This is a genomic window from Gilliamella sp. B2828, assembly GCF_026537125.1.
Lineage (GTDB): Bacteria > Pseudomonadota > Gammaproteobacteria > Enterobacterales > Orbaceae > Gilliamella.
In genome coordinates this window covers 1-2,149 of record NZ_JAFNMU010000023.1, presented here as the reverse complement: position 1 = coordinate 2,149, position 2,149 = coordinate 1, and the positions used below count along the sequence as shown (strand labels likewise).

The following is a 2,149-nucleotide window of genomic DNA, read 5'->3' as shown; positions in this document are numbered from 1 at the left end:
CGATACTCAACCAAAAAGCGTCCTTCTACTTTAATCCTGCTATGAATAACGTACTGGAAACGGCGATTCGTTCGTTAAGTGATCTCCCTATCGAGAGTGACTTACGTAAAATTTCTGGTGTTATCACTCGTTTTAATGTGTTATCTGTGAGTAAAGAGCAGGCACATTATCAGATTGTGTTATCCCCTCGTTTAGCAAGATTAGCATTGAATCGCAATCATGCGATATTTCAAAATCAAAGTGTGATCAGTGTGGTGGAAGAAGTGCTACGCAGTCATGGTTTTACTGGCATTGATTATCGGCTGGAATTGAACAATCGCTATCCGGAACGTGAATTCATTACTCAATGGCAGGAAAGTGATTTAAGCTTTATACAACGTCTGTTAGCCGATATTGGTGTCTGGTTTCGGTTTGAAACGCATGCCGAGCACAATTGCGATGTCATGGTCATAAGTGATAACGAACAAGGTTATGAGCAGGCAAGTGATATAGATTATCGATTACCGAGTGATACGCTGGATGGCGGAACAGAAAGTATCTGGAATATTCGGCAGGACAATCATATGGTGAAATCCTCAGTCAAAGTGCAGGATTACAACTACCGTGACGCCAAAGCTAAGTTACTGAGTGAAGTTAACAGCCAACCTAAAGACAGCACCACTTATGGCACCGATTACCGTTATGATGAGCATTATAAAGAACGAATAACTGACGGTCAGGAAGATAAAGTTGAGGGAGATAACGATAATCGCAACAGCAATGGCTCAACTGACCAGCGTAATCAAATTGAAACCGGTCAATGGTATGCCAAAATTCGACATGAACAAGCAATCAGTAAAAAAACTCTGATTAGCGGAAAAAGCAACCGCTATCATCTGACACCAGGTCAACGCATTCAAATTAAGGGCAGTCCGCTGGTTAATGTTGATGACGGTGTGATTATTTTAAGCGTGGAAGGCCATGGCAACCGCACGGATGCTTACGAGCTGAGTTTTACCGCAATACCGTATCAGGTATTAAAACCATACCGTCCTGAGCCATTAAAGTGGCCCAAAATGGTGGGAACCTTATCGGCAAGAGTGACTAGTCCTGACAATGACACTTACGGTTATATTGATACTCAGGGTCGTTATCGGGTTAAATTTAATTATGACCTAAAAGAGTGGAAAAAGGGCTATGAAAGTTTATGGGTCAGGCAGGCAAAACCGTACGCAGGCGGGAGTTATGGTTTCCACTTTCCACTGATTGACGGGACTGAAGTTGCCATTGCCTTTACCAAGGGCAACCCTGACCGCCCGTATATTGCGCATGCCATGCATGACAGTACGCATCCGGACCTTGTAACGACGATAAACAAACATCGCAATGTGATTCGTACCCCAACCAATAATAAGTTACGCATGGATGACAAACGGGGGCAGGAGCACATCAAGCTGGCGACCGAATACGGCAAAACTCAACTTAATATTGGGCATCTTGTCAACAGCAACAAAGAGCAACGAGGGGAAGGATTTGAACTGCGTACGGATAAATGGGGGGCGATTGCAGCGAATCGAGGTCTGTATTTGACCAGTCAGACCGAACCCAAAGCGCAAGGTAAGCAACTGGATATGCAAGGGGCAATGGCTGAACTGGAAAATGCGTTATCGATTGCCAAAGCACTGCAAAATGCGGCGCAACAGGCGCAAACTCATGCATCTGATACAGATTCACAACAACACTTACAAAGTGCTTTAAAAGACATGAATCAAGCGGGGATCCTCGCTTATGCACAAGAAGGCATAGCATTAACCAGTCCGGAAAACATCCAGCTTACTTGCGCCAACAATATAACGGTAACAACGGCAAGTCAAACGGATATTACGGCATTAAAAAATATTACCCTATCTACATCAGAAGCCATCAGCTTATTGGCACAAAAATCAGGAATGAAAGTGGTAGCCAATCAAGGTGATATTGATGTGCAAGCCCAAAATGCCAACCTCAATATGTTGGCGAAACAAGATATCCAAATAAACAGTGTAGAGAGTAAAGTGGACATTAGCGCAGCGCAAGAAATAACCTTTATTTGTGGAGGCTCGTACATCAAAATCAGCGAGGCGGGGATCGAGCTTGGCTCGCCAGAGAATGTTTATCTTAAATGTAATGC

Annotated in this window: 1 protein-coding gene; it reads left to right on the top strand. The window is 43.8% G+C overall.

Going from position 1 to position 2,149, the window contains the following annotated elements; translation table 11 throughout:
• Window positions 1-2,149: type VI secretion system Vgr family protein (locus tag J3U19_RS11395; protein WP_267346369.1), on the top strand; the 2,149-nt coding region annotated here is incomplete at both ends.